Raw genomic sequence first — 24,272 nt, 5'->3', positions numbered from 1 at the left:
CTCACGCAGCACGCACTCAACGACTACCCATAGCCCGACGAACGAATCAGCGAACGCGGACGTCACTGCACCTAACGGGTGTTTCCCGACAAGTTCGTCACGTCACGGTAAGGACCTCGGACATCGACCTGCGAGTGGTCATGACGGGCGGAGTGCCGCCAGGCGCGCGCCCGATACGAACCAGCATCTGAGGAACGCCGACTTCCGGCACCAACTGGTTGAGCAGAGCACGACTGCCAGGCACTTCGGTCATGTGTGACAGTGAACAAGTCGCCGCGCCCCGAACCGTCGCTTCGAGCAGTATCGACGAGAGCACCTGACCACACCGCAGCCAGTCGCGCCGGGTGTCAGTGGTTGTGCCAATTGCCAATACCGTCGATTCGTCGATTGCGCCTTGGTCCCCCATCGCGGCATTACGGCGCGCGGGAAAAGTCCGGGCGATGGGGACGCTGCCACCACCGGAAACAAGCGAAGTCTCCGGAATTCCACCCGAGGACATGGAATGCCCAGCCCACCAATGCAACTCCGCTTGATACTCGGAATCATATCGGCGAGCAGCGGCCGACGCTTCGGTTGCGCGAAGCAGACCGGCTCGTTGATCCGAGTCCATTACCGTTACGCCGACGTCGAGTTTGCGACCTACTTCCGCCACACAGTCGGTCAGCTCGTCGATTGCGTCGAACATCCCGAAAGCGCGGCGGTCGGTGCGCCGCCGACGTATCGCGGCGAGCATGTCGAAGTCGTGCGAGCGCGGCCGCGCATCGTGTCGAAACTCTACCGTGGCAAATAGATTCGGGGAGACTCCGCGGTCTTCGTAGTGAATGTCGGCACTCCAACGTAGCCCCAGCAGGCCCACTCGGAGGTGATCGAGTGCGGCGCCGCAACTGATATGCAGTTGCCGTCCGGTCGGGTCAGCTGCCCGGAGAAGTCTACGGTGATCGCCGAACAGCTGTAACCGCCCGTCGGCGTACGTCCACCGCCACGGTTGGCTGTTGTGCAAGGACGGCGCCCGACACGCGAGATCGACGGCGAGCTGTACGACACTCGAATCCGGTTTGGTGAGGTTCATGTCTCCTCCGATCTCAGCGGCCCGAAGTCGTACGTGCCGCTCTCAGTAGTAGCGTCTCAGGGTCGTCCGCTCTGCATAAGTGCCAATGGTCACCGCAACGCCGGCCCTGTGAAGGTCGGCCCAATCCGACTGGTGACACCGAAAATGACTTTCTCCTCTGCCATCGGCAGCCTCGTTCACGAAGGATTCGGTCACGGCCAGTTGACATCCGTTCCGACGAGAAGGAGATCAGTTGTGAAAATCAATCCACCCGTTGTTGTCGGGTATGACGGATCTTCGCAGTCACGGGACGCAGTGTGGTGGGGCGCTCACGAATCCGCCCTCCGAGCTGCACCCTTACTCCTGCTGACGACGATGTTCACTCCCACCACCTATGGCGTACCCATCGGGATGCCGGCCTTCTATTTCGACGAACAAGAAGCAGCCGCCAAAAAACGACTTGCCGAGGCCACCGAACTGGCGAAACAAGCGATCGGCGAACGAACAGTCCAGATCGACGTCGAATTGGCTTCGGATCCACCCATACCGGTGCTCCGTGAAATCTCCAAGACTGCCCGGGTCATCGTCGTCGGAAGCCGCGGACACGGTGAATACACCGGAGGTCTCCTGGGTTCGGTAAGTTCGTCGCTGGCAGTGCATTCACTGTGCCCGGTCGCCGTCGTCCGAGGACTCGGCGGCGACGAGGACGTCTCCGTTCGCCCTGTAGTAGTCGGGGTCGACGGCAGCGTACACAGCGAACCAGCCATCGCAACTGCCTTCGAGGAAGCGTCACTACGTGGCGTCGAGTTGGTCGCCGTCCATGCCTGGTCGGACGTAGTTCTCGACGTTGTCTTCTCGAAGTTTCGCGAGGTCGATTGGCGAGCCCGCCAAGACACCGAACGCGCACTGCTCGCCGAGAGCCTGGCCGGATTCGGTGATCGTTACCCCGATGTTCCAGTAAATACTGTCGTAGTCAAGGACAAGCCGGGTCAAAATCTCGTCCACCACACCGAGCGGGCACAGTTGGTAGTTCTGGGACGCCGCGGCCGCGGCGGATTCAGCGGCATGCTTCTCGGGAGCACCTGTCGAGAGGTCCTCCACGACGCGCACTGTCCGGTGTTGGTCGTCAACAGCCATCGATGATCGAGATGACACCCCGCACGCCCTCCGACGAGTGGATGATGTCGTGGCATGTCGACTCCCCCGGTTCGCTCGGGACGCATCCTCTTGTAAGGCGACTGGTCCCCCGCCCGGAAATCGGCGCGAATGAACTACTTGTTCGTGTTCTCGCGTGCGGAGTGTGCCGCACCGACCTCCACGTCGCCGTTGGCGACCTTCCGGTTCACCGACGCAATGTCGTACCGGGTCACGAAGTTGTCGGGCTCGTCGAGGCGGTCGGGACGGCCGTCGACGCCTTCAAGCCCGGTAACCGTGTGGGGATTCCGTGGCTTCACTCGACGTGCGGTGTGTGTCGCTACTGCCTACGCGGCGCTGAGAACCTGTGCCCGAACTCCACCTATACCGGCTGGGATGTCAACGGTGGATTTGCCGAATATACTTCTATATCAGAAGGATTCGCACTCAAACTCCCGTCTGGGTACACGGACAACGAACTCGCACCGCTACTCTGTGCGGGAATCATCGGATTCCGTGCGCTCCAGCGTGCCGACCTGCCGGAAGGTGGGCGGCTGGGAGTTTACGGTTTCGGTGCAAGTGCACACCTTGCGACGCAGGTCGCACTTGCTCGAGGCGCACAGGTGCATGTGATGACGCGCAGCAGATCCGCGCGCGAACTGGCCCACGATCTCGGAGCCGCATCGGTGCAAGGTGCATACGACCATCCACCGGAACTGCTCGATTCGGCAATCCTTTTCGCGCCAGTCGGTGATCTCGTTCCCACTGCCCTCGAAGCACTGGACCGAGCCGGCGTCCTGTCGATCGCCGGAATACACCTCACGGATGTGCCTGTACTGAACTACCAGAAGCACCTGTTCTACGAACGCGAGGTTCGCTCGGTAACTTCGAATACCAGGCGAGATGCACAGGAGTTTCTCGAATTCGCAGACAATCATCACCTCCGCGTCAGCACCATGCCCTATCCACTCAGCGGAGCGAATCGGGCACTGGAAGACTTGGCGGCAGATCGAGTCACTGGCGCAGCAGTGCTGGTGCCATGACCATCTGGCGCGCGGCGACCTCCGAACACGCGTCGGTGGTCATTCGTAGACGCGTCTTTCGCGCTGTCTTGTTCGACATGGACGGTGTCGTGACCGACACCCGACATACCCATCGAGCCGCCTGGGGGCGTCTGTTTCACGAATTGAGCGCGCACGGCGACGTCGGCGATGTGGAACTCGACGACGAGGACTATCGAGAATTCATCGACGGCAAAGAAAGACAGAAAGGCCTCCGGTCATACCTCGAATCGCGGAAAATCGAACTTCCCCTGGGGCATCCCGACGATCCTCCCGATGCCACTACCGTCAACAATCTCCTCGAACGCAAAAACCGATTCTTCCTCGCGGAACTCGAACGAGAAGGAGTCGGGGTGATCGTCCCGACCGTGAGGTGGATTCAGCAACTACGCGCCGCCGGCGTACTCACTGCTGTGGTGTCGGCAAGTAAAAACGCGCGACGAGTACTCGAGAACGCCTGTGTCTCTGACTATTTCGACATCCGACTCGACGGCGCCGACATTGCACTACTCGGGTTGGACGGCAAACCGGATCCAGACACCTATCTGGAAACCGCACGAAGACTGTCGATCCCGCCAGCCGAATGCGTCGTCGTCGAAGACTCGATCGCTGGAATCCGCGCCGCCCGATCCGGTGGGTTCGGTCTGCGAATCGGTCTTGGTCCAAGCGAAAATCTCGACTCTCTCACCGAGAACGGCGCCGACCTCGCCGTCACCGCCATCGGCGAGGTCAACTTCCACTTCGTCACTGCCACAGCGCGCGAAGGCGATAACCACGATCCTGGATGCAGACTCTGCAGATCAGGAAATCAGCCCAACTCCACACTCGAATATCGCGGGATAGATCCGAGCGCCACTGGCCTTCGCGAGACCATGTCGACCGTGGGAAATGGCTACTTTGCCACGCGAGGCGCGTTGTCTGAGTCCCACGATGACGGCCTCCACTATCCCGGCACCTATGTCGCGGGGTGTTACAACCGACTCACCTCGGATGTGGACGGACACGTACGCGAGGACGAAAGCGTGGTCAATCTGCCGGACTGGACGACATTAACCGTCACCGGTCCCGACGGAGAACTGCTCCAATCCCCATCAGCGCTTGTCACGCACCACCACGAAGCAGTTGATCTCGAGCACGGAATCTGTTCCAGAGAAAGTGTATTCCGCGATACGCGCGGTCGCGTCACTCGAATTCGACAACGCCGGATCGTATCGATGGACGATCCACACGTAGCCGCGATCACCATGACCGTCGCAGCCGAAAACTGGGATGGATCGATCGACATCGCATCCGGGATCACCACCGACGTCGTCAACAACAATGTTCCGGACTATTCGAAACTGGCCAAAAAACATCTCGAAGTCCTCGCTTTGGATACCGTCGACGACCAATGCATTTCCGCAACGGTCCAAACCACTAGCTCCCACATCCGCATCACCCAAGCCGAGCGTCTCCGCCTGACCGACGTCGACGGATCAACCACGCAACACAACCGCCGCGTGAACACAGACCACACTGGAATCGTGCAGGTCATCCGCTGCCGAATCACGGTCGCCAAACCCGTCACTGTCGAGAAGACGTCGGCGCTCTTCACCTCCCGCGATAAGTCAACACTCGATCCAAAGTCCGCCGCGTGGCGACGAGTCCAGGAAGCAGAGAATCACGGCGCACTGTTTCGACGCCACTGCGCCGCTTGGGACTGGCTCTGGAACCAATTCGGCATAACACTCGCTACCGAAGACTCCACCGCTCTGGCGACGAATGTATTACTCCTTCACGTACTTCAGACACTGTCGACCCACACGACAGATCTCGACGTCGGAGTTCCCGCTCGAGGACTCCATGGCGAGGCATACCGCGGTCACGTCTTCTGGGATGAATTGTTCGTTGTGCCAATCCTGACGCGTCGGCTTCCGGAGTTGACATCGTCGTTGCTGCTCTATCGGTGCCGGCGGTTGGCCCGGGCGCGCCGAAACGCCCAAGGGTTGAACCTGCACGGCGCTCTCTTTCCTTGGCAAAGCGGCAGCGACGGTCGAGAAGAAACACCGTCCTTCCTCTTCAACCCGAGGTCTGCCCGCTGGATGCCCGATCACTCTCGTCGCCAGTACCACGTCAACCTCGCCATCGCCCACAATGTCTGGCGATATTGGCAAACGACAACCGATCTGGAATTTCTCGGTAATCACGGGGTCGATCTACTCATTGAGAATGCGCGATTTTGGATGGCAAAGTCCGAATACGACGCGAGCAGCGACAGATACGATATCCGCGGTGTCATGGGCCCAGACGAATTCCATGACGGCTATCCCGACCGCCCCGGCACCGGGATCGACAACAACGCATACGTGAACGTCATGACGGAATGGTCGCTCATACGTGCGGTCGAGGCGGTTCGGGTACTCCGGAATGACAACCGATACTTCCCTGGGCGCCTCGATGTGACCGACGAGGAGTTGGTGTCGTGGGACCGACTGAGCAGGCGACTGCGCCTGACTTTCCTCGACAACGGCCTGATCAGTCAATTCGAGGGTTTCGGCGCGTTGACCGAGCTGGATTGGGCCGACTACCGGTCACGATACGGGGACATCGGCCGCCTGGATCTCATATTCGAGGCAGAGGGAGACTCACCGATCCACTACAAGGCCTCGAAACAGGCAGACATCCTCATGTTGCTCTACGTATTCACCGCTGAGGAACTGACTGAGTTGATCACGCGATTGGGGTACGAGTTCTATCCCTCCGTGATCCCGGAGATGATCGATTACTACCTCGAGCGTACGACGCACGGTTCGACACTGAGCCGAATTTCCCACACCTGGGTCCTTGTGCGAGGCAACCGATCACAGTCGTGGGCCATGCTCCGCGATGCACTGGCCGCGGATCTGTCCGACGCTCGGAGCGGAAGTACCAGGGAAGGAATCCATCTCGGAGCGATGGCGGGCGCGATCGATATTCTCGAACGCTGCTACACAGGGCTCGATTTTCGGGACGATATTCTGTGGCTGCATCCGCAATTACCCGTCGAGCTGCGTGAACTTGCCTTCACGATCTATTACCGTGGCCACCGTCTTCGAATCCAGTGCACCCATTCGGCTGTGACTGTGACATCGGAGACGAAAGATGTCCCACCGATCGCACTTTCGATCGACGACACCAGCTACACCTTTGCTGCAGGCTCGTCGGTCACCGTGGAGTCCGAACAGCCAGGGAGCTCGAACAGCTAGGGGGTCCGAACAGCTAGGGGCTGTCACGAGGCGTCGATCGACCCCAGGGCGAATCCGGCGTCGGACAGATCCGCATACGCAGGCTCGCCGTGGGAGCCGTCATCGCGAACCTCGACATACCTGGCCGAATACGCTCTCGGGTCAGCAGCGCTGCCCGTGACAGGCATCCTCTCGAGGACGACAGCGCCAGGCCATCGCGCATGAACCGCAGCGACCAGGGCGCTGCCGTCGACTGTCGCCGTCGACAGTGGTCCACCTTCACCCACGATCACTACCCGCTGACCATCTGTCAGCATCCATACCCCGACCGGGAAGGACCTGACTGCGCCCTCTCCCCCTGAGACCGTCACCGTATCCCCTGTCTCGCTCACCAAACGCGCAATTTTCGGTTGATTCATTGCCGGGCCTCCTGAGCAGTCGTACCGGTCGAGTCGAGTCGCTCTCTGCCGTCGACGCTAGCGCACAACAACCACCACCACAGGTGTCGGCGGCACACGGATCAGAAGGCCGAAAGACCCTTTTTCGTGCACCTCGCGGCCCTGACCAGGAAGTCCTGACCCCGGCACAATTCGAATCACGATCACCCGAGCACGGCGAGTGCATGTGAGCAATCACCGTGTTGATTCCCGAGCGGAGCACTGGATGAAAACACTGGTCACGGCCGCAAGCCGCCACGGTTCGACAAGCGAAATCGCAGATTTCCTCGCAAAATCCCTGCGAGAGAGCGGAATGGATGCAGACCGCCGTCACCCCGACGACGTTCTCGAACTCACCGAGTACGACACGATAGTTCTCGGGAGCGCGATCTATATGGGGCACTGGATGAAGGACGCAGAGGAATTCACCAAACGCTTCTCGGATGCATTGCGGCTTCGCCAGGTTTGGCTGTTCTCCTCGGGACCGATCGGTTCGGGCGAATCCACGACCGGTGTTCCGTCCGACATTGCCATCTTGATGGAGAAAACCGGTGCAGTCGAACACAAATCCTTCGCAGGCAAACTCGACCGCGAAGGATTGGGGTTCGGTGAACGAGTAGCCGTACGAGTCGTTCACGCGCCTGAAGGCGACTTCCGGGATTGGGCTTCGGTTCGCTCCTGGGCTGAGTCGATCCTCGGGACAGCTCGCACCACACGGCATTTCGAATCAGAGGAGACATCATGAACCGCGGAGCACCAATCGTGGTGGGTGTCGACGGGTCGGCACCGGCGCTTTCCGCAGTTCGATGGGCGGCCCGAGAAGCCGTACTTCGCACTCGACCGCTCCACTTACTGTCCGTGATGCCTGTCGAAGCAGACACTTTCGGCGGTGCTGTCAAACTCGGTGCACCACGGTTTCCAGACCAACGAACTGTTGGTCGCGAACGACTCTCCACAGCTCGTTCCGAGGCGCTGCTGTCCGCAGCGACGCTGGGAGACAGAGAATTACAGATCGTCGACAAGCTGAGATTCGGAAACGGTGTAGAAGCACTCCTTGACGAATCCCGCACGGCAGCGATGCTTGTCGTCGGATCACACGGGCTCAATCAATTCGCCGACGCGATACTCGGCTCCGTCAGCGCGGCTGTGGTTCTCCATTCGAACGTGCCTGTCGCAGTCATCCGAAACGTCCCGAAGTCGAAACAGCCGCAGATGAGCGGCCCGATAGTGGTGGGTATCGACGGGACAGAGAACAGCGAACCCGCGATTGCCGAAGCGTTCGAGACCGCTTCACTCCACGGAGTGGAGCTCACTGCAGTCCATGCCTGGAGCGACTCCGACCTTACAACCGTGTTTCGCTCCGACCCTGACGGTGTATCGCTGGACTGGGACACGATCTCAACCGCCGAGCATGCGGTCTTGGCGGAAAGGCTTGCGGGGTGGCGGGAGGAGTACCCCGACGTCGCCGTTCGATGTGTCGTCGTACGTGACAATCCTGCAAGGCAATTGGAAATCGAATCGAAATCAGCGCAACTCGTCCTCGTGGGTCGGCGAGGACGGGGCGGATTCTCATCGATGTTACTCGGCTCCACGAGTCGCCGTCTCATGCACACAGTGTCCTGCCCGTTGCTGATCGTTTCGTCCCCGATCCGCCAGAAGGACCAGAACAAGTGACAACGCACCTCGAACCCCAATCGCCACCGAACTCGCCGTCGGACCGCAACCAATACTCCGCCACGGTCAATCGACTCGACGCGGAGTTCAAGGGACTCATCTCGGCGGAATGCATCAACATCGTCATGATGGGCTGCCTCGACGATCTGTCCTGGACAACACCGCAAGCCCGACCTGAACTCAGCGAACGACTGGCGCGGCAACGCATCATCAGCTATCTCGACAGCAAGGCCGACAACTTCAACTGAGGGGCTACGCATGACCGACCACGACGGAAGAAGCGCTCTCATTTCCGGAGGAGCGGGCCAGGTTGGTGCGGCCATCGCCAAAGCCCTGTCCGAAGAAGGGTTCGGAGTCCTCATCGGCGACCTCCTCGAAGGAGAAGGAAACGCTACAGCATCGAAACTCGGTGACCGCGTGGCGTTCCAGCGTCTCGACGTGACACAACCGGAGAGTTGGGAATCCGCCATCGACACAGCCGAGTCAACTTACGGACATCTGTCCGTCCTCGTCAACAATGCCGGAATCATCGAGCCTGGAAGCGTGCAACTACAACGCCCCACGCAGTTCAAACATGTTCTGAATACCAACCTGTACGGAGCATGGCTCGGAATACACTGTGCTGCAAAGTCCCTGACAACCGCGGGCGGAGGTGCAATCGTGAACATCTCCTCCGCAGCGGGCCTGACCGGATACCAGGGAATGGGTGCTTACGTTGCCAGCGAATGGGGCCTCCGAGGACTTACCAAGGCGGCGGCCCTCGACCTGTGCGGTAACAACGTGCGAGTTTGTTCCGTTCATCCCGGACCGATACAAGGCTCAGCGACAAATGATTTCGGCGGTTTGCCCTTCGTTTCCGATCAGCCTATCCCGCGTCTCGGAAGTCCGAACGAGATAGCATCGACAGTGCGCTTCATCGTCAGCGAAGCGACGTACTCCACCGGCACAGAATTTGTCGTCGACGGTGGGTACTCTGCGGGGCGACCGCGCTCGTAGCCGAAAGAATACCGAGGATAATCGACCTGAACTGAACACGACCAGAGGCAAGCGCACAATGGTGAACCATGAGACGCAGAACCATGAGACTCGGAAACAAGAATCGGTGGCATCTGCATCCCGCAGTCCGCACGGGTTCGGAGCTGACCCGCGGAGAACGTGCGGCCGATGTGGTCCGCAACGGTATGGGGTCGTGGCCGTTCGTCTTCGTGTTCGTCGCGATCATGGGAATCTGGGCAGGGTTCAACGGCAATACCGGTTTCGATCCCTACCCGTTCATTCTGCTGAATCTATTTTTGTCGATGCTTGCCGGCATGCAGGGAGCAATTCTGTTGATCTCGGCGAAACGGGCGGATGCCATCAGTAGTGAAGTCGCGGTTCACACTCTCGACAACACCAATCAACTCCGACAGTTGATCGAGGCGAACACGGCACTGACCGAGACCGTCGCGGAACTCTCGCGGGAGATCCACAAGCATGTCTGCACTCCGGAACACACCGCAGGGTGACGTCACCGCGTCGATCCCGGCGGGTTCACCGGTTTCGTCGAACACTTGCGAAGTGAGAATGAAACGTCATCCTTGGCGATGTCGAGCGGTATTCGCACTTCCCGCTCTCACCCAGAGGCCGAGCCAGGACAAATCCAGAGTGCTCAGCCCAACTCCGTAGATTCGTCGAGTAACCGCTCCAGATAGTTGAGGTCCTGGCGAAGCAAGGCAATCGCCCTGGCGGGACCTTCGGAAGTTTCGGTATGCGGATTCTCCTGGATGAGCGAATGTAATGCCATGTCGGCGAGTTGGTTTGCGACAGCACGGTCGTTCTCGAGGTCGCCTGGTTGGTGCCACCAGGCGATCCAGTTGATCATGCCGATAACGCCGAGCGCCGCAGTACGGGGGTCGACGGGGCGCATCTCGCCGGCGCGAATTCCTTCCTCGATGACGCGGATGAATTCCTTGAGCACATGTCGACGGCTGTGGTGGTACGTGGTTGCGATGTCCTCGGGGAGTTCAGCTTCCGATCGGATGATCAATCGGAATCTGTCCGGCCCTTGCGCCTGGTGCAGGGCGATGGCTGTTGCCATTTGGCGCAGTTTTTCGGTAGGGCCCAAGTCAGGGCGGTCATTGATCTCGTGCAGAAGAGCCGCGGGTGCCTCTGTGCTTTCACTCACGAGGCGGGAGAGGAGTTCGTCCTTGTTGGCCACGTAATGATAGAGCGCCGGCCGGGTCAGGCCGGTCGCGTCCGCAATGTCCTGCAGTGTCGTACTCGCAAAGCCTTTCTCAGCGAACAGGCGGGTGGCCTGCTCCATTATTTGCTTCTCCACGAGTTCCCGACGCGGGTTGCTGCGGGTTGCCGCGCCCTCGATGGCATCCTGATCTGTCGTGGTCAACTTGCCCCGTCCCCGGGAACGGCGCCTGGCCGCGGCTTCCTCGCTTGTCATGCCCGAAGAATAGCCCGGCCGAGGAGGATGTTTGCGCTCACGCCGAGGCCCCGAACGAGGAGAGCTCCGGATCAGCAGGAATCGATTCGGGTTCATCGAAGAATGCGAGGTCGATTCGCGCACTGGCCAGGCCGGCGGCAATGTCCTCGCGGCATGACGACGGTGCTTCGACTACGAGCAGGGACCCCGTACGACCGCGAAGCCGTTCGGCAAGGTCGAGTCGGGTGAGGACGGCAGCCCGCGACGGAGGTCCTGTCAACCAGAGTGCCTGGGCAATGGGTGCGGTTTCCACGATGTCAGCGGCTTCGACGCCCCACGCGGAGTCGAAATCAATGTTGATCACTGCGGTGGAGCCAGCGTCACGCAGCTCCGAAGTCGCGACACGGTCCTCGAACCGGTCTTGGTCATGATCGAGGGATTGCGCGAGGATCCAGTCCTCGATGTCCGTCGGGGGTACCGCGCCGACAGGTACGTTGCCGTAGCTCGCAAGCCCCTTTTGAACCAGTGTGGGGGCGGACTCGTGAAAGCGGCCGACGCTGACTTTCCCGGCGCGGGTCATGTAGGCGATCATCAGCTGCTCGAGTGGCAGGTTCATTCGCTCCGGGAACGACTCCCACCAGAGTTCGCTGCGCCGCGCGATCTCCTGGAGATATTCGACAGCGGGCCGCCGCACCTTTTCGTACGCCACGAGGGCGTCCTCGACAGTCTGTGCGGCGATGAGTGCATGGTCGAGGGCGATGGCGTCCTCCATGGCAAGTTTGGTGCCTGATCCGATGGAGTAGTGGGCTGTATGGGCCGCGTCGCCAAGCAGGACAGTCTTGCCGCTGTGCCAGCGCTCGCACGAAATGGTACGAAAACGTGTCCACCGGGTTCTGTTCCCGATCAGGCGGTGGCCTTGGAGGGTGTCCGCGAACGCACGCTGCAAATATTCCAGGGCGAAGCCGTCACTGTCAGCGGGAGCTGTCCGGTCGGTGGAGACATCGAATCCGGCTCGCCGCCATGTTTCCTCGTCGGTTTCGACGAGGAAAGTGCTGCGGTCCCCGGCGTACGGGTAAGCGTGAGCGACGAAGGTGCCGTGTTCAGTGGTGACCGGAACGAAGATTGCGCGAGGGAGTGCAAACTCGGTTCCACACCACAAGTAGAGGCCGGCCCCGGTACTTACGCGAGGGCCGAAGGTATCGGCCATCTGTGTGCGTGTTGCGCTGTTGATTCCGTCTGCTGCGATGACGAGGTCCACATCGAGTTCTGCGGCTTCGCGCCGTTCGCCGAAATGCATTCGCACACCGGCATTTTGCGCTTGTTGCTGAAGTACCGCGAGCAGGGTGGTGCGCGCGACGGCAAGGAGTTCACCGTGTGCCAGCGTAGCCATTTTGTCGCCGACCTGCATTGACATCTCGTGAGGGTGCGCTGCCCCGACAATGGCTTCGAGCGATGCAGGGTCGGCCTCACGCAAGTTCCGTTGAGTGCGCGACGCCAAGCCGACGCCGAACCCGAACGTCTGATCCGGGCGGCTCTGCTCGTAGACAGTCACATCGGCGTCTGGATGACTGCGTTTGACCAGCCTCGCGGCGTAGAGGCCACCTGGTCCGCCACCTAGTACTGCCACTCGTTCCAGATTCATATCCAACTCCACTCTTTGTGACGCACTCGTTGATTATTCGTCGCCAACGTCAGATGATCAAACCGGCAACTTTTAGCCTCAGGCCGTCCACGAAACATCAACGCGGAACTCAAATTGACCCGTACGTAGATTATTCAACGTGGACGTCAAAAGTCAAGAAATTCAGGTTCTTCGCACTGGACTCACCACTCCGGCCAGGTGAGGACATGATGAGTACGACACCGGCACCGATTCCGTCCACAACAACCTGAGTGCATTGCTCCAGTCCAGCCAATGACATTGCAGAAAAACAACTTTGAACCAGTAGGTAGTCGAGCAAAGGTCGAGATTCCGAAAGAGGCTGTGAGACGCCAACGACGTCTCACAGCCGTGATTCTTCCGGTGTCTTGCTAAACCCCGATTGGCCGGGAATCCGATTCATCGACCAATTTCGCCGCAATCTCGGCCCTCAAACGCTTCTTGTCGATCTTGCCCACATTCGTCTGAGGGAAGGACGACACCCACTCGAGCCTTTCGGGCCACTTGAATTTAGCGACCCCCAGCTGGGCCAAGTGTTCCTGGACATCTTTGAGCGGCAGCACATCACCGCGTGTCGCGACAACGTACGCACACGTTCTTTCGCCGAGTCGGGGGTCCGGCATGGCGACGACAGCGACGTTGGCGATCCCAGGATGTTCCAACAGGAGCAGTTCGAGTTCTTCGGCGTTGATCTTCTCCCCACCCCTGTTGATCAGATCTTTGATCCGGCCCTCGATGGACAGGTAACGCGCGCCCTCGATCTCGGTGATCGTGCCGAGATCTCCGGTTCGGTAGAAACCGTCGGAGGTGAAGGCATCCCGGTTGTGATCCGGAGCGTCGAAGTATCCGGGAATCGTGTAGGGGCCTCGGCAGCACAATTCTCCGACCTCCCCATCCCTGAGTTCTGTCTCGGATCCCGGTTCGAGGATGCGTACCTCGTCATCGGAGGAGATCGGCGAACCCACCGTCGTCAGTCGAGCTTGTGCGGGCGCATCGAGAGGGGTAACTGTGAACAAGCCCTCGGCCATGCCGAACAGCTGGCCTGCCCACCGCTCAGCGCCGTCGTCGACGCGCTCGAAGAGCTCATGCGGAACCTTGGCCCCCGAAAGGATGATCCGCTTCAGAGACACCGCCGCTAGATCGAACTCCGGTGTCATGACGGCTTGGTAGTGACCGTGCCCGATCAGTACCTCGGTAGCGCCGGACCGTATCATCAGATCGAACGCAACCGAAGCATCGGCCGTCGCGAGAATCAAGCACGCTCCGACCGAGTGCGCCGCGTGCAACCCGCACGAGATGCCGGCATTGTGGATGATCGGGATCAAATGTGCGACCCGACTGTTCTCGTCCCATCCGAGGCTGTCTGCGTACAGCAACGCGTTGTTCCAGTATTCGGCGTGAATTCGTGGGATGACCTTGGGAACTCCAGTGGTTCCACCGGAGAGCTGGAACGCAGCCACGTCACTCGGATCGGTCTGTATTGCGATCTGCTCGACGACTGCATGCGCCGTGTGCGGATCGATGTCGAGGCCGAGATCTTCGAGTCGAGTCACCTCGTCCCGATCGTTGCTCGCAACATCGCCGACGCTGATGATGTGCCGCATCGTGGGGTGTCCGGCAGCGTGTTCGCGGGCGAACTCGACGAGGTCGAAGGAGGGCAGACCAGCCTCGACGAGGTGCGCCACAGCGCCGACCTTGCGACTGACGTGCCCGATCTCGTGCATGCGGTGCGCCGCCAGCGTTGCCACCGGTACCAGCCCCGCCTTGATGCAGCCGTACCACGCGAGGACCGTCTCCAGGCGGTTGGTGAGTTGGAAGATGACCGGATCGAGTCGGCGAAGGCCGAGTCGTATCAGCGCGGCGGCGATCTGGTCCGTACGGCGGTCCAGTTCAGCAAAACTCATCTGCCCTTCGGCGGCGATCACGGCCGGTCGATCCGGGAAGCGGGTAGCAATCTGATGCAGTCGCCGCCCCGTGGGATCGGAACTCCATGCGCCGCTGTCACGGTAGCGACGTGCACGTTCCTCCGGGAACGGAACGAGGCGTCCGCCCCAATCCGAGAATGTCACCGTTTTCCTCCTCTATTGATCGTAATCACGATTGTCCGGAACATCACCGATCCGCCACCGCAGGCAAAAGCCGCGCCAAATCAAGCGCATGATCGGGATGATCGGCGGGAACGATTCCGGAGTAGATGGCGGTCCAGCAGCCGGGGCAGCACAGCTGCCGGAAAACCACCGCGGCATCGACGTACTCGGCGGGGTCGGAGGTGACCTGTGGGCCGGCGATCGACGACGGGCCCTCGAATCGCGCGAGGTCGAGGGTGGTGCTGTTCTTGTCGTCGCCGAGTAGACGACCACACTGAGCGCAGCCAATCGCGCGGGTGTCTCCGATCGCGACCTCGACGAGGTTGTCGTCGAGTCGACGAGCACCAGCCAGCTCGAGTGTGGGGCCGTCGGCGGGAATGTCGCCGGAGCGCTCTCGCCGCTCGGAGCGCATCTCCTCACGCCGACCCAAAGTCTGTTCTTCGTCGACGTCACCGTCGACGAGCAAGACGCCGTACACGGTTTCGGCTCCGGATGCCGTGACTTTGCCCTCGCGGTAGTCCGCTGCCACAGCCGCCGGGTCACGTAGGAGCGGGTCACCGTAACCTCCGCCACCCTGCCAGTGCATGTAGAGCACTTCGCCGGGGGCTACATAGCTCTCTGCATAGCAAGCCCCGAGTTCGCGACAACCGCCGAGCTCGTGGAGCGAGCCGGGAATGCTGCCGGCTGCAAACTGCTCGACGATGTCGGTATTGCGGGCGAGCACCTCGACGCCGGTGTTGCCCGGATATCCGCCTGCGAGGCCGTTGTTCTGGGCGACGGCCTTGCCCGCAGAGGCAAGCACCAGGCCCATCGGCAGGCTGGTGCCGTACGGAGTAATGGCGATGGAGGCGCTGACGCCGCCGCGGTGACGTCCAGGCCCACCGGAGTCCGGTTCCTCACGGCGCCACAACGTGAGCAGTGGGTAGAGAAATTCGGTCATCTCGGTGTCGGGGATGCGACCCATCGGAATGCAGAACAGCCCACCGGTATCCATACCGTCGGCGGTAGGCCGAGCTCCGTACCCGCCCGCCATGGGTTCCATCATGATGTTGAGGAAAGGAACCGATTGTTCGGGGCGTTCGTCGAGGCCGGCGATCACAGCTGTGTCCCAGGTGCCGCAGCAGGCCGCCTGCACACTCTTACCGAGATCGACAGAACGATCCAGCATCTGGGACAGACATTCGGCGATCAGAGTTCCTGTGAGCCAGGCCGGACCGATAGGTCCACGGCTGACGGCAGCAGGGAAGGTGGCGTTGTTGATCGTGCCCTCTTCGGAGACCAAGTCGAAGCAGCGCATCAGACCGCCCGCGGACCACGGGATGTCGCCGGCGAGAATGGGCAGCAGAGCGAGCATGACGCCGCCGCGCATACCGGCGTAGGTACAGTTGATCACACCGGTCTGTGGGTCTGTGCCGGTGAAATCGAAGGTGAGATGGTCGGCTGTCTTGGTCATGGCCACGGTGATCTTGTGGATTCCGCGGTCGCCGATCTGGGACTGGTCCTGGTATCCAGTGGCCTTCCAGGTCCCGTCAGGTAGCGAAGTGAGCTTTCCGCGCAGGCGGCCCTCGGCGTCGGCCATCATCCGCTTCATCACGGCCTTTACCGTGTCAGCACCGTACTGTTCGATCACGGAGAGCAGCCGGTTACGACCGACGGTGTTTGCGCCGATCTTCGCCCGCAGGTCCAGTCCGACGAGCATCGGCACCCGGGAGCGCCGCACCCAGGCGTCGGAGACGTCGCGCTGCAGTTCGTAGTCGCGAACGACCTTGATCGGTGGTGTCGGAAGCGATTCGGAGAAGACATCCTTGGCTGAGGGATCGAACGACCCGAGGCCGGACCCACCGAGGTCGGGTTCGTGACAGATCGCACTGGTCCAGGCAAACAGCTTGCCCTCGTGGAAGATCGGTTGGTAGACGATCACATCACTCTGATGCAGTCCGCCGCCGACCCAGGGGTCGTTGCACAAGAACATGTCGCCCTCTGCGATACCTGGGTTTGTCGAGCGGTGCTTCAGAGTCCAGTAGATGGCCAGATCTACGGCACCGACGAGCATGGTGTTGTACAGCCCGACCTGAACTTCCTGGCCGATTTCGTCGCTGATCGCAAAGTCGAAGTCGTTGGCGTCGGTGACGATCGGCGACCCGGACATGCGCTTGAGCGCTTCGCCCATTTCGTCGGTGACCGACCACAGCCGGTGCCTGATCACCTCGTAGGTCAACGGGTCCAAGTTATCGATCTGCTCTTGGGTGACGCTATGAACTTCCAGCTTCGGGGGAAGTGTGCGCGCGAGTTCGTCCGGATCGATCGGTCGGCTCGAGAACACCTCGGAGCCTGGGATTTGCATGGTCATTGCGGAGCTCCTAGTTGGGATGAATGTTCAGGTTGCCGAGGCGGTCGACGGTGCCGGTGGTGTCGTGCGGGACGACGACGGTGGTGGTGGGTACCTCGACGATCGCGGGACCGGACAGGACGTGCCCAGCGAGCAGTTTGCTGTAGTCGTAGACGTCGGTGTCGACGAAGCCAAGCTTGCCGTCGAGGCAGACCTTGCGGGTACCGATCCGCGCGTGGGTGGAATCGGCGGAGTCTGCAGATTTGAGGTCAGGAAGTGCCGGTGAGAACGGCAGGATTCCAGTGGCACGAACGCGGTAGGTGATGGCCTGTATGCCAGCCTCCCGGAAGCCGCTGTCATTTCCGTAGAGTTCGGCGTACCGCTGTTCGAACAGATCCGAGGCCCGCTGGATCCCTGCTGCATCGAGGCTTCCCTCAGGCACCGGGGTTGCCACCTCAGCGAGCTGCATCGCGTAGCGCATGTCGATTTCGCGTTCGACTTCCACTCCGGTGAAGTTCAAACCCTGGCGATTGAGTTGCTCGAGCACCTGTGTCTCGAGCTGGGCGAAATTACGCTCGGCTCGGGACGGGTCGAGTGGCATCGCTGCCGGGTCCGATAGTTCGGCCGCGAGCACGATGTTCGACGAGGCGAGACCGTACGCCGAGAAAGCAGAAGCAACTTGACCGAGCGGGATGATGACTTCCTTGACCCCGACCTCTGCGGCGTATGCGGCGCAGTGTGCTGGGCCGGCACCACCAAAGGCGTAGAGAACGAAGTCACGGGGGTCGTGCCCCGCTTCGACCACCGTCTTGCGCAAAAGGTCACCGGTTTGGGCGTTCTGGACCGCATAGATGGCGGCAGCCGCGTCCTCGATCGAAAGACCCAGGGGCTCTGCGATCTTCGAGCGGATCGCTTCCCGAGCGAGGTTCTTGTCGAGCGGCTTACGGCCGCCGAGCAGACCTCGTTCCGGAAGAATCCCGAGCACAAGGTTGGCATCGGTGTTGGTGGGATCGGTACCGCCCTGGCCGTAGCAGGCCGGGCCCGGTACCGACTGGGCGCTATGGGGTCCGATCTGGAGATTGCCGCCGGCATCCACCCAAGCGATAGCACCGCCGCCGGAGCCGATGGCATGAACTTCGAGAGTGGGAACGTTGATCGGGTGATGGTTGATGATCGTGGTGCTCGCCCGGACGGGCTCACCGTCGACGACGAGACCAACGAGGAAAGTGGTGCCACCTACGTCCGTGGCGATGATGTTGCGATGGCCGAGTTGCTTACCCAGGGAAACCGCGCCGACCACGCCACCGGTCAACACTGAACCGACCGTGCTGATCGCGTTCTTCGGTGCCTCGGCCGCTGCGACAGCACCGCCGTTGCTCTGCATCACCAGCAGGGGGCCGGCCAGTTTGCGTTCGCGCAGCTTCGATTCCAGTTCGCCGAGGTAATCGCGGAGTCCGGGCCCGATTTGAGTGCTCATGATGGTGGTCGCGTTGCGCGCGAACTCCCGGATGCGTGGGCTCACCTCGCTCGACAGGGAGACGAACATGGTCGGGTCGATCTCGTGGACGAGTTCTCGAATGCGCTGTTCATGAGCAGGATTGCGGAACGACCACAGCAGTGAGACCGCAATCCCCGACACTCCATCTGCGAGGAGTGCGCGGATGGACTCGCGGGCAGACTCCTCGTCGAGGGCGACGACGACATTGCCGTCACGATCGAGCCGTTCGGTCACTTCGAGTGCATGCTTCTTCGGGACGAGACCGTGAGACTTCTTCTGGCCCATCACATTCTGGAGCTGTTCGGGCGAACCGCCGAGATACCGCCCCTCAACGTTCATGATGTAGATGGAGTCGCGGTGGCCCTTCGTCGTGAGGAATCCGACTGGTGGCACGTTTCCCATGACGAGCGCATTGAGCGACGACGTCGTGCCGTGCGCGATGTGATGGGTGTTTGCCAGCATCTCTTCGATCGGGCAGCCCAACTGCTCAGCAAGTGCCTCGAGGACGTCGAGGACACCCTGCGAATAGTCCGGGGGTGTCGATGGGGCTTTCGCCGCCACAATCGTACCCGCATCGTCGTCGAGCACTGCGTCGGTGAAGGTTCCACCGACGTCCACTCCGATTACATATGCCATTGCCGCTGTGCTCCTTCGTACTTGGGAATGCGACGGAGTGCGAGGTCATCTCGAACACTGCTTACGTCTATGTCGATTATTCGACGTCCGCGACAACAAGTCAATAGTCAAATGTGAGAATCGACACGAAAGGTGAACATGCCAGCACGACCACACAGATGCCGGGCGCGCTGGTCAGGTAAGCGGCGAACCGACCTTCGACCGAAGAGCGTCAGGAACCGTTCGCGAGCGACCCTCGTCATCCACGAAAACCGTGACCGTACAACCGGAGAAATAGACCTCGCCGCACATCCGTGCGAACCATAGATACACCACCGAGGTCGCGCCGACCTGCGCAATCTCCAACGACAGAGTGAAACAATCCCCGAACCTAAGGGCGCGATGAAAGTCGACTTCGACCCGGCGACGAGGAAAACGATCCGGCGGCAATTGCAACTCCCTGAGCAAGGAATGCTCCACGCGTTCAGCCCATATTGACGCCATCGAGTGATGCGCCGCGCCACCACCGTCCACGTCGACCCATTCCACTCGAATGTTCTTGCTCATGTGGGCCATTCAGATCACCCTCCTTCGCTCGCTCGCACGTCGAAGCCAGCGGAGCGCACGCATTCGCAATCGCGCTCGAGGCCCGACAGGGCTTGACGAATCGTCACTAACGTCGAATAATTGTCATCAACGTAAATCTACGTTAGTCGGGCGGACCATCACATGTCGCCCGGAAATTCCAGATCAGAAGGGCTACCCCATGGGCATTCACAGAATCGGACTCGTCGTTCCGAGTTCGAATGTGACGGTCGAGACGGAAATGCCGGCCCTGCTCGGCCGACATACCGACGCCGAGTTCTCGTTCCACTCGAGCCGGATGCGGATGCAGTCCGTATCACCGGAACAGTTGCGGGCTATGAACGCTCAACGTGAACGATGCATCCTCGAACTCGGTGACGCAGGCGTCGACGGCGTCCTCTACGCATGCTTGGTCGCCCTGATGTCAGTGGGTCCAGGCGAGCACCAGCGAGTGGAAGGACTCGTCGCCGAGCAACTGGCAACCGGCGGTTCGGATGCGATCGTTCGCTCCAGCGCGGGCACCCTCGTCGAAGCGCTACGCGCGATCCACGCGAAGCGAATAGTCCTGGTCACCCCGTACATGCGTCCGCTCGCCGAGCAGGTAGTCGCCTACATCGAGGCCGAAGGTATTCAGGTCACGGACTGGCGTGCACTCGAGGTGGCGGACAACGCCGAGGTCGGCTGCATCCCCGGCGAACGAGTCATGGAGGCTGCCCGATCCCTGGACCTCACCGGAGCCGATGCGATGGTGATCTCTGCCTGTGTGCAGATGCCGTCTCTCAACCTTGTCCAGTCAGCCGAAGACGAGTTCGGACTGCCAGTTCTCTCAGCCGCCACCGCTGGTGCTTACAGCCTCCTGCGTGGCCTCGACCTTCCCGTCGACCTTCCCGGCGCGGGGAGCCTGCTACGCGCCGACTCGCCAGCAACCACCCGTCGCTAGCCCGAAACCCTTGGGAGAGTTCACCATGCCCACACTGCAACACACCGTCAAAGGCGTCGATCACGTCGCCTACCCGACCTTTGATCCCGCCGCTACCGTCAAGTTCTACCGAGACGTGCTCGGATTTCCGGTGGTGCATTCCATCTGCGCCGCAGGGTGGGGTCCGGAGAAACACCCGGACTTCATCCACTTCTTCTTCGACATCGGAAACGACGATCGGCTTGCATTCTTCTATTACTTCGGCCTCGACCCGTTCGAAGGTGGCCCGCAAGGCGATTCGTACTCCCGCTTCGCCGCAAACGTGCCGATCTTCTTCATCCGATCGAGACACCTCGCGATCCACGTCGACAACGAGAAAGATCTGTTGGAATATCGGCGGCGCCTCGACGGCAGCGACTGGCCGGTCGAAATGCAAATCCAGCACGAGACGATCGAGTCGATCTACACCCACGATCCCAACGGCTACATGATCGAGATCACTCGTGCCCTTCGTCCGGTGACCCCGCAGGAGGATCTGGACGCCAATCTCACCATCGACGCCCTCGTCGATGTCGTGTCCAGCCCCGAACCGAGCATGTCAGCCCTACTGACTCGAAAGGCCGAGCTGATCGTCGAGCGAGCCGAAGCCTGGCAGCGAGTACAGGACGAGAAGGAAAGGTCAAGCATCTGATGACCACTATGTTCATCCTCGACGTTCCCGAGAACATTCCAGTCGCCGCAGTCGCCGGACAAGACCCTGCGGTAACGATTGAACGCGTCGGACCGTACTACCGAATTGTCTCCGACTCCCCCATCGTGATCGACCGACGGGCGACCGAAGCACGTCACGCAGTGTGGTACAGCAGCGTTGCCGGACTGTATCGGTCTCGAATCACCCAGTGGGACAAGGACGCAATGCGAATCGAGCCGCAATGACCGAGCAGACACCGCGCCTTGGTGCCGGCCGTTACATCGACGCCGCCCAAGCGCCCGAGACCACAGTGGTCTCACTGCACGAGCTCAACACTGCGGACGGGGCTAAGGTCAGTGGAATCCTGCGGGTCGTGCCTGGCGCCCGCACCGTGGTCACGCTGATGCACCCTCGGCAAGACCTGACACACCACGTGCTCGTCCCCGAGTTGCTCGCACGCGGATACGCGGTATGGACGCAGGGCACCCGGTCGGTCAACAACGACATCGCTTTGGTGCATGAACAGGCCCTTCTCGATGCGGCAGCAGGGCAAGTATTCCTGCGGGAGAAAGGGTTCGATCACGTCGTCACCCTCGGGCATTCCGGTGGCGGCACTCTCTTCGCGTTCTACCACCAGCAAGCTGGTTTACCGGCCGCTGAGCGCCTGACCCACACGCCCGCCGGCCGGCCCATCGACCTGGCGGGAGCGCAGATGCCGCTGCCCGACGCGGCAGTGTTCATGGCCCCGCACCCCGGTCAAGGAGCACTGCTGTTGCGGTTGATCGACCCTTCGGTCATCGACGAAACAGATCCACTGGCAACCGATTCCGAGTTGAATCCGTTCGATCCCACCAACGGATTCGCCGAACCTCCGCACAGTTCCTCGTACTCGCCCGAGTTCGTGATTCGCTACCGATCAGCGCAGCGGGAGCGCATCGCCCGCCTCGACGCGATTGCCCGCGCACGCATCGACGAAGCCGCAGCTGCGCGTGAGCGATACACAAGCACTTCCGATTCAGCCGAACGCCGCGCCGCGCTCGCACCCCGAGTGTTGACCGTGTATCGCACCGATGCTGATCTGCGATTCACGGACTTGTCTCTGAGCTCGAACGGGCGCCCCTACGGCTCGCTCCTCGGCCGGCGGCCGGACCTGACCAACTACGGACTCGTCGGCTTTGGACGCTTGGCCACCCCCGACGCCTGGTTGTCCACCTGGTCGGGACTGAGCAGCAACGCCGACTTCCTCCGCTGTGCCCCTGCTCTCACCACACCGTCCCTGTTCGTCGAACTCACCGGCGACCAAGCCTGCTTCCCCGAGGACGCCACAACCATGGTCGACGCCCTCGGATCAACGGACAAAACCCACGTCCGCGTCGCCGGTACCCACTTCGGCGGCCCGATCCACGACGGTGCCCCCACCGGCGCCAGCCTTGCCGCAGCCGATATCGGCGCCTGGTTGGCAACTCGGTTCGCTTGAGCATTCCCCCCAATCCCTCTGAGCCCCGACCCATCTTGCATTCAGGAGAGCCGAAGGGGCCAATCCACGCCGAGCGGAGACACTGATGTCTGCCCGTATCCCACCCGCAGCGCCCGTCGTCGGGCTCTGCCTCATGGCACTCGTCCTCGAGGGCTATGACCTTCTGATGTACGGAACCGTCGTTCCTTCACTGCTGAGCTACGCCCCCTGGGATCTCGATGCCACCGACGTAGGAATGCTCGGTTCGCTCGTCGGCGTCGGAATGCTGGTCGGCGCCCTGCTCGCCGCGGCCGTCGGCGACCGATGGGGACGGCGACGCACCATCCTCGCCGCCGTCCTCGTCTTCTCCGCAGCGACAGGCCTGTGCGCCATCGCACCGACCCCCGCGATCTTCGGGGTCGGGCGCCTCCTCGTGGGTCTCGGTGCCGGCGTACTCATGCCCACCGCGGCAGCGACGTTGATCGAGTTCGCCACCCCCGGAGCCCGGGCCCGGTCGGTGGCGCTCGGGTTCGTCGGCACCAGCATCGGCGGGATTTTTGCCGGAGTGCTCTCGCTCTGGCTCGTGCCCGAGTACGGGTTCCGCGCAATGTTCCTGGCCGGAATGGTGCCAGCACTCGTCTTCCTACCCATGATGCTCCGGTATCTCCCAGAATCACCCGCGTACCTCGCCGCCCGGGGCCAGCACGACGCTGCTGCAGCAATTGCCAACCGATACGGCCTCGACCTCCCCGCCGCCCCCGCGCCCGAACCGGCTTGCATCCCCACACACGAACGCGGACTGCGCGCACTCTTCGGCAACGAACGCACCCTGGCGACCTTGCTGTTCTGGGCAATGACTCTGGTCTGCCTTCTCGTACTGTTCGGTGTCGCAACCTGGCTTCCTGCGCTCATGAAATCCGCCGGTTACCCGCTGGGGGCCGCATTGTCCTTTCTGCTTGTCTTGAACGTCGGCGGTGCGGTAGGAGCGCTCGTCGGCGCGATGCTCGCCGACCGGTACGGCATCAAACCCGTGACCGCCGCCTTCTTCCTCAGCGCCGCACTGTCCCTGCTGGCCATCGCCACCACTCCACCCCTCGCAGTCGTCTATCTGCTGGTATTGCTCGCCGGACTCGGTACCACGGGTACTCAAATCCTGCTCAACACCTACATCGGCACCTTCTACCCCGCCTCCTGCCGCGCAACCGGGCTCGGTATGGCACTGGGGGTCGGGCGGATCGGTGCCATCGTCGGCCCCACCTACGGTGGCCTCTTCGTCTCACTCGGCGCCAACACCACCTGGCAACTGTTCGCTTTCGCCGTGCCTGCCGTCGTCGGCGCGGCACTGACACTGCTCGTACCGCGCACCACTGGTGACACGGCAACAACTTCCAACCCAACTGGAATCACAAACCAAGAACGCGGTGTCGCGCCCACCAACCTCGCCGGATAAACCCCACACCGA

General features: G+C 61.3%; 21 protein-coding genes. 13 read left to right on the top strand and 8 right to left on the bottom strand.

Features of this window, described 5'->3' with window-relative positions; genetic code table 11:
• Positions 1-97 precede the first annotated feature (97 nt).
• Positions 98-1,069 carry an Acg family FMN-binding oxidoreductase gene (locus R4P65_RS10700; RefSeq protein ID WP_317826460.1) on the bottom strand — a complete coding sequence of 324 codons (972 nt, stop codon included), beginning with the start codon at positions 1,067-1,069 and terminating at the stop codon, positions 98-100.
• Between the two features lie 234 nt (positions 1,070-1,303).
• Here R4P65_RS10700 and R4P65_RS10695 point away from each other — a divergent pair, with 234 nt between their 5' ends.
• The 3 genes from R4P65_RS10695 to R4P65_RS10685 are packed head-to-tail and all read left to right on the top strand — an operon-like array spanning position 1,304 to position 6,467.
• A complete protein-coding gene (locus R4P65_RS10695) occupies positions 1,304-2,191 on the top strand; it encodes a universal stress protein (protein WP_020907983.1) in 888 nt (295 codons plus the stop codon).
• A 35-nt stretch (positions 2,192-2,226) separates the two neighbouring features.
• On the top strand, positions 2,227-3,225 hold the full coding sequence (locus R4P65_RS10690; protein WP_317826489.1) for a zinc-binding alcohol dehydrogenase family protein: 999 nt from the start codon (positions 2,227-2,229) through the stop codon (positions 3,223-3,225).
• On the top strand, positions 3,222-6,467 hold the full coding sequence (locus R4P65_RS10685; protein WP_317826459.1) for an HAD-IA family hydrolase: 3,246 nt from the start codon (positions 3,222-3,224) through the stop codon (positions 6,465-6,467). Before R4P65_RS10690 ends, R4P65_RS10685 begins: the two co-directional genes overlap by 4 nt.
• Before the next feature lie 23 nt (positions 6,468-6,490).
• Here the strand turns inward: R4P65_RS10685 and R4P65_RS10680 are convergent, their stop codons facing one another.
• Entirely contained in the window at positions 6,491-6,865 is a 375-nt protein-coding gene (locus R4P65_RS10680) for a hypothetical protein (protein WP_021333637.1), read from the bottom strand.
• Between the two features lie 244 nt (positions 6,866-7,109).
• On the opposite strand from R4P65_RS10680, the gene R4P65_RS10675 reads away from it, so the two are divergent.
• The 5 genes from R4P65_RS10675 (at position 7,110) to R4P65_RS10655 (ending at position 10,062) form a co-directional block, all read left to right on the top strand.
• Positions 7,110-7,628: a flavodoxin domain-containing protein gene (locus R4P65_RS10675; RefSeq protein ID WP_317826458.1), complete on the top strand. Its 519-nt coding sequence runs from the start codon at positions 7,110-7,112 to the stop codon at positions 7,626-7,628.
• The gene (locus R4P65_RS10670; protein ID WP_195791374.1) at positions 7,625-8,557 is read left to right on the top strand and encodes a universal stress protein; all 933 of its coding nucleotides are present in this window, start codon (positions 7,625-7,627) and stop codon (positions 8,555-8,557) included. The genes R4P65_RS10675 and R4P65_RS10670 overlap by 4 nt, the downstream gene beginning before the upstream one ends.
• Positions 8,554-8,805, top strand: a complete 252-nt coding sequence (locus R4P65_RS10665) for a hypothetical protein (RefSeq protein WP_019748736.1) — start codon at positions 8,554-8,556, stop codon at positions 8,803-8,805. Before R4P65_RS10670 ends, R4P65_RS10665 begins: the two co-directional genes overlap by 4 nt.
• Positions 8,806-8,815: 10 nt before the next feature.
• A complete protein-coding gene (locus R4P65_RS10660) occupies positions 8,816-9,553 on the top strand; it encodes an SDR family oxidoreductase (protein ID WP_317826457.1) in 738 nt (245 codons plus the stop codon).
• A gap of 68 nt (positions 9,554-9,621) precedes the next feature.
• The gene (locus R4P65_RS10655) at positions 9,622-10,062 is read left to right on the top strand and encodes a DUF1003 domain-containing protein (RefSeq protein WP_100199295.1); all 441 of its coding nucleotides are present in this window, start codon (positions 9,622-9,624) and stop codon (positions 10,060-10,062) included.
• Between the two features lie 143 nt (positions 10,063-10,205).
• On the opposite strand, the gene R4P65_RS10650 is transcribed toward R4P65_RS10655, so the two are convergent.
• From R4P65_RS10650 to R4P65_RS10625, 6 genes are all read right to left on the bottom strand, one after another.
• On the bottom strand, positions 10,206-10,991 hold the full coding sequence (locus tag R4P65_RS10650; RefSeq protein ID WP_317826456.1) for a TetR/AcrR family transcriptional regulator: 786 nt from the start codon (positions 10,989-10,991) through the stop codon (positions 10,206-10,208).
• Positions 10,992-11,028: 37 nt separating this feature from the next.
• On the bottom strand, positions 11,029-12,612 hold the full coding sequence (locus tag R4P65_RS10645) for an FAD-dependent monooxygenase (protein ID WP_317826455.1): 1,584 nt from the start codon (positions 12,610-12,612) through the stop codon (positions 11,029-11,031).
• A 389-nt stretch (positions 12,613-13,001) separates the two neighbouring features.
• Positions 13,002-14,699: a (2,3-dihydroxybenzoyl)adenylate synthase gene (locus tag R4P65_RS10640; protein ID WP_317826454.1), complete on the bottom strand. Its 1,698-nt coding sequence runs from the start codon at positions 14,697-14,699 to the stop codon at positions 13,002-13,004.
• A 43-nt stretch (positions 14,700-14,742) separates the two neighbouring features.
• The gene (locus R4P65_RS10635; protein ID WP_317826453.1) at positions 14,743-17,067 is read right to left on the bottom strand and encodes a hydantoinase B/oxoprolinase family protein; all 2,325 of its coding nucleotides are present in this window, start codon (positions 17,065-17,067) and stop codon (positions 14,743-14,745) included.
• Positions 17,068-17,077: 10 nt separating this feature from the next.
• On the bottom strand, positions 17,078-19,180 hold the full coding sequence (locus R4P65_RS10630; RefSeq protein WP_317826452.1) for a hydantoinase/oxoprolinase family protein: 2,103 nt from the start codon (positions 19,178-19,180) through the stop codon (positions 17,078-17,080).
• 174 nt (positions 19,181-19,354) lie between these two features.
• Positions 19,355-19,726, bottom strand: a complete 372-nt coding sequence (locus R4P65_RS10625) for an acyl-CoA thioesterase (protein ID WP_317826451.1) — start codon at positions 19,724-19,726, stop codon at positions 19,355-19,357.
• Between the two features lie 199 nt (positions 19,727-19,925).
• Between R4P65_RS10625 and R4P65_RS10620 the strand changes: the two genes are divergently transcribed.
• The 5 genes from R4P65_RS10620 (at position 19,926) to R4P65_RS10600 (ending at position 24,260) form a co-directional block, all read left to right on the top strand.
• Positions 19,926-20,684, top strand: a complete 759-nt coding sequence (locus tag R4P65_RS10620) for a maleate cis-trans isomerase (RefSeq protein ID WP_195791369.1) — start codon at positions 19,926-19,928, stop codon at positions 20,682-20,684.
• A gap of 25 nt (positions 20,685-20,709) precedes the next feature.
• Positions 20,710-21,354 carry a VOC family protein gene (locus R4P65_RS10615; RefSeq protein WP_317826450.1) on the top strand — a complete coding sequence of 215 codons (645 nt, stop codon included), beginning with the start codon at positions 20,710-20,712 and terminating at the stop codon, positions 21,352-21,354.
• Positions 21,354-21,599, top strand: coding sequence for a hypothetical protein (locus tag R4P65_RS10610; protein WP_195791367.1), 246 nt, complete (start codon positions 21,354-21,356; stop codon positions 21,597-21,599). The genes R4P65_RS10615 and R4P65_RS10610 overlap by 1 nt, the downstream gene beginning before the upstream one ends.
• Complete coding sequence (locus tag R4P65_RS10605) at positions 21,596-22,831, top strand: alpha/beta hydrolase (RefSeq protein WP_317826449.1); 1,236 nt, start codon at positions 21,596-21,598, stop codon at positions 22,829-22,831. Before R4P65_RS10610 ends, R4P65_RS10605 begins: the two co-directional genes overlap by 4 nt.
• 85 nt (positions 22,832-22,916) lie before the next feature.
• Positions 22,917-24,260 carry an aromatic acid/H+ symport family MFS transporter gene (locus tag R4P65_RS10600; protein WP_317826448.1) on the top strand — a complete coding sequence of 448 codons (1,344 nt, stop codon included), beginning with the start codon at positions 22,917-22,919 and terminating at the stop codon, positions 24,258-24,260.
• The last annotated feature ends 12 nt before the right edge of the window (positions 24,261-24,272 follow it).

It is taken from the genome of Rhodococcus sp. IEGM 1318 (assembly GCF_033142465.1).
Classification (GTDB): domain Bacteria; phylum Actinomycetota; class Actinomycetes; order Mycobacteriales; family Mycobacteriaceae; genus Rhodococcus_F; species Rhodococcus_F qingshengii_B.
This window is presented reverse-complemented; position numbering and strand designations above follow the sequence as displayed.